This is a genomic window from Stenotrophomonas sp. 2YAF22 (genome assembly GCF_052114665.1).
Classification (GTDB): domain Bacteria; phylum Pseudomonadota; class Gammaproteobacteria; order Xanthomonadales; family Xanthomonadaceae; genus Stenotrophomonas; species Stenotrophomonas indicatrix.
Genome location: NZ_JBFRFE010000443.1, coordinates 1 through 3,609, shown reverse-complemented (window position 1 = coordinate 3,609; position 3,609 = coordinate 1). Strand labels below are relative to the sequence as shown.

Here is a 3,609-nt window from a genome sequence, read left to right as displayed (position 1 = left end):
CATCAGGCCACCGTCTTCCATCGGATGTTCCATTGTGCCACGCCTGTCCAGCCCTCTCGCCCTGCAAACCAGTGCTTGTGTCCTGCCGCTGCGCCCGCTAGAATTTGCGCCCCTGCTGAGGCGTTTGCCGATGGCAGGGATCCGGAGAGGTGTCCGAGTGGTTGAAGGAGCACGCCTGGAAAGTGTGTAAGCGTCTAAACCGCGCTTCGGGGGTTCGAATCCCCCTCTCTCCGCCAGACAAATGAAGAAGCCGCCCTCTGGGCGGCTTCTTCATTTGTCTGGTGGAGAGCATCGGGCGAGAGAAGCCCCGCCGGGGTTCGACGGTTCTGCAGGAGCAGAACCGGACAGCCGAAGGCTGGCCCTGCAGCGCGCAGCGCGGAAGGGCTGGGTGCAGGGATGCACCCAGCAATCCCCCTCTCTCCGCCAGATAAATAAAAAAGGCTGCCCTTCGGGTGGCCTTTTTTATTTATCTGGCTGGGGACGCGACGCGCGTTCCGCACGTCGCCCCAAACGTTGCTGCGCAACGTTCGGGCCCCTCCCTTTGCCTGCCTCTCCCCGCCCCTGCCGGGGCAGCCCCTCAACAGAGGGGCTTGTTCCTCCAGATATGGCAGTAGATCCACGCCATGCGTGGATGCCTCGGCCCGGTCGCATCGACTACCCGCCCGTGGTTGAGCCTGCCGGCACGCCCCGCTTTGTCGCCCTCACCTTTCGCTGAACAGCTGGTTCAAGGCCGCATACCCCGGCGCCCCCTCCGGCATCGCCATCGCGTCGCCGAGAAAATCCCTGGTCGCCGCAGCCATCGCCGTCCATGCGTGCATGAACAAGGCCGGGCCAGCGCTCAACCGCCGCACGCCGGCCAGCGACAGCGCAGCAAACGACGCCATCCCCGGCAACCACATCAGGTTGAGAGGCAGCGGCACGGCGCCGGCAACCGCAGCAGCCTCGTCCAGCGCGCGCAGTCCCGGCACGAAGCCGCCGTCGGCACCGGCACGTGCATAGGCCTGCAGCCGATCGATGCTCATCCTGACCGCCTCATCCTCTTCAGCCAGGCCGCGCAGATACACATCGGTGCGCGCATTGATGAACAGCGATCGTCCGCCCAGCGCCGAACGGATGGCGGTGATCTTGCCCACCAGCGTCGCAGGGCTGCCGGCACCGTCTTCGATGTTGATCCCTACCGCACCCGCCTCCACCAGGCGCAGCACCCGCTCAGCGACCGCATCGGGGACATCGCTGTAACCGTCCTCGATATCGACCGTGACCGGCAGCGAGGTCACACCAACAATTTCTGAAACCCGCTGCAGCAGCGCGGTATCCGGCAGCGCACCGCCATCGGCATAACCGCAGGACCACGCCATGGCAGCACTCGATGTTCCCACCGCGACAGCTCCCAGCTGCTGGACCAGGCGGGCGCCACCGGCATCCCATACGTTGGGCAGCACATAAAGACCAGCGCGTTGATGGAGTTGAACGAAGTTCTGGTGAACGTTGGACATGGAACCTCCTGATGACGGGGACCCGCAGTCTGCGCCCGAACCGGTTTCCGGGCTCGCCATATCCGGACATCACTGGTGCGGACCTCGCGCACAATGTGCTCGCCACCACGATGACAGTCATTCATGACACCCCGCCCCTACCGCTGCACCGACGTCACCGCCTGCCTGTCGATCTTCGACAGCAACGTGCCCACCTACTTCGCACCCGCAGAGCGGGGTGACTTCGAGCGCTTCCTGCACGAACACGCCGTGCCACGCGCCTTCCAGGTGATCGAGGTCGAGGGCCAGGTGGTGGCCTGCGGCGGCCTCTGGCACTGCGGCGATGGCAGCGCCAGCTTGTGCTGGGGCATGGTCGAACGAAGTCGCCACAGACAGGGGCTGGGACGCGCGCTGGCAGTGGCCCGCTTGCATCAGGCTGAAGCAGACCCATCGGTCCAGCGCATCACGCTCAGCACCAGCCAGCACACGCAGGGCTTCTATGCCGGCCTCGGCTTCCAGGTGGTACGCGTGGTAGCCGATGGCCACGGCGCCGGAATCGACGCCGTGGAGATGCAGCGGGTGCTGTAACCCGGCTCTCGACGGATCCACGCATGGCGTGGATCCGTCGAAGTCACGCACTGGCTCAGAACCCGACGCGCAGGTTCAACTGGCCGCCGATATCGTTGCGACCGTCGCCATGCTGGCCCTGCACGAACAGCGACAGCTGGCTGCTGCGCCCCAGGCCGACGGCCACACCGACCTGGCTGACCAGTGCGTTGCGCGCCATCACGGCACTGTAGGCATCGAACGCAGTGCCACCGACGGCGAAGCTCTGCCGACTGGCTACGTCGGTGTCACCGGACGCGTGCTGCCAGCCCAGCCCGACCGTCAGCTGTGCCGGATAGCGCTCGCCGCTGCCCACATCCCAGCGGCCGCGTACGCCGACGGTGCTGACATTGAGCGTGTCCTTGCCGCCCTCCAGTACCAGCGCCGCGCTGCCGCCCTGCTCCACCGCGCGATCGCTGTCCACCCAGTGCTTGGTGAACTGCACATACGGCTGCAGTTGCGTCCTGCCATGGGTCCAGGTCCAGCTGCCTTCGATCTGGGCGATGGTGACATCCGAATCCTGGCGGCTGTGCAGCGTCTGTGCCAGCAGCGGCACTTCACGCGTGGTGCGCGTGCGGTAATCGCCGCGCGACACACTGCCACCGACCGCAAATCCGTTGTTCCACTCGCCCTGCGCATACAGTCCATAGGTGTTGCCACGCAGGCGTGCACGCGACTGGCGATCGTACAGCCGTGTATCGAGCCGCTCGCTGCCCGCCGCGGCACCCAGCACCACATGCTCGCCAAGCTTCCAATCGACGCCAGCCATCAGTGCATTGCGGTTGGCACGGATCTCGTCACCGTTGCCATCGCCGTCCTGCTTGAACACCTTGCCGCTACCCGCCAGCCATGCCGAAGCACGCTCGCCACGCACCGTCGGCAACTCGCTGCCAAGACGCTGGCGGATGCCCTCTTCCAGGTAGTTGTCGTACAGCAGCACTGCACGGCTGGCTGCATGCACTTCACCGGAGAGCTGGTTGAACGCGTTGCGCGCGGTGGCGGTGTCGTAGGCCAGCAGCGTGTTGTACAGGCCCAGCGCCGCGCCGGTCTGCGGCAGGCTGTCCAGCGCCGATGCCACGCCCAGCTGGTTGCGGGTCTGCGCAGCCGTGACGAAGGCCGCTGTCTGCTTCACATCGATCTTCAGCTGCGCGGCATTTGCTGTGTAGACCGGGCTCAGTGAGAGGAACGCCGAGGTGGTGGTGGGCGGCACGAACTGCCCGCTGACGCCGCCGCCTGCGTTGATGATCGTGTACTGCTGGCCCTGCTGGTAGCTGGTGTTCGGGTCGATGGCATTGACCACCACCGATGCGCCACCGATGTTCGCGCTGCCGCCCACCTGCACCACGTCACTGCCGGTAGCGCCCAGGTCGACCGACAGCGTGCTGCCCGGTGCCAGGGTCAGGTTGCCACCCACGGTAATCGTGCCCGTACCATTGCCGCCACTGCTGCCATTGCCCGGGCCGTTGCCGGGCGACAGTACACCGCCGCTGCTCACCGTGACGCCGCCAGCGTTGCCGCCGATGGTGCC

Annotated in this window: 3 protein-coding genes and 1 tRNA gene; 2 read left to right on the top strand and 2 right to left on the bottom strand. The window is 66.1% G+C overall.

Going from position 1 to position 3,609, the window contains the following annotated elements; translation table 11 throughout:
* Positions 1-143 precede the first annotated feature (143 nt).
* Positions 144-236: transfer RNA gene (locus AB4Y84_RS16090), tRNA-Ser, on the top strand.
* A 465-nt stretch (positions 237-701) separates the two neighbouring features.
* Here AB4Y84_RS16090 and AB4Y84_RS16085 read toward each other — a convergent pair.
* The gene (locus AB4Y84_RS16085) at positions 702-1,496 is read right to left on the bottom strand and encodes an isocitrate lyase/PEP mutase family protein (RefSeq protein WP_442243921.1); all 795 of its coding nucleotides are present in this window, start codon (positions 1,494-1,496) and stop codon (positions 702-704) included.
* 123 nt (positions 1,497-1,619) lie between these two features.
* On the opposite strand from AB4Y84_RS16085, the gene AB4Y84_RS16080 reads away from it, so the two are divergent.
* A complete protein-coding gene (locus tag AB4Y84_RS16080; RefSeq protein ID WP_059063229.1) occupies positions 1,620-2,063 on the top strand; it encodes a GNAT family N-acetyltransferase in 444 nt (147 codons plus the stop codon).
* Positions 2,064-2,118: 55 nt separating this feature from the next.
* Here AB4Y84_RS16080 and AB4Y84_RS16075 read toward each other — a convergent pair.
* On the bottom strand, positions 2,119-3,609 hold a 1,491-nt coding region (locus AB4Y84_RS16075), incomplete at its 5' end, for an autotransporter outer membrane beta-barrel domain-containing protein (protein WP_442250435.1).

What these genes read in the sequence shown, in the direction of transcription:
- AB4Y84_RS16085 (WP_442243921.1), bottom strand. Translation starts at nt 1,496, where the DNA reads ATGTCCAACGTTCACCAGAACTTCGTTCAACTCCATCAACGCGCTGGT.
- AB4Y84_RS16080 (WP_059063229.1), top strand. Translation starts at nt 1,620, where the DNA reads ATGACACCCCGCCCCTACCGCTGCACCGACGTCACCGCCTGCCTGTCG.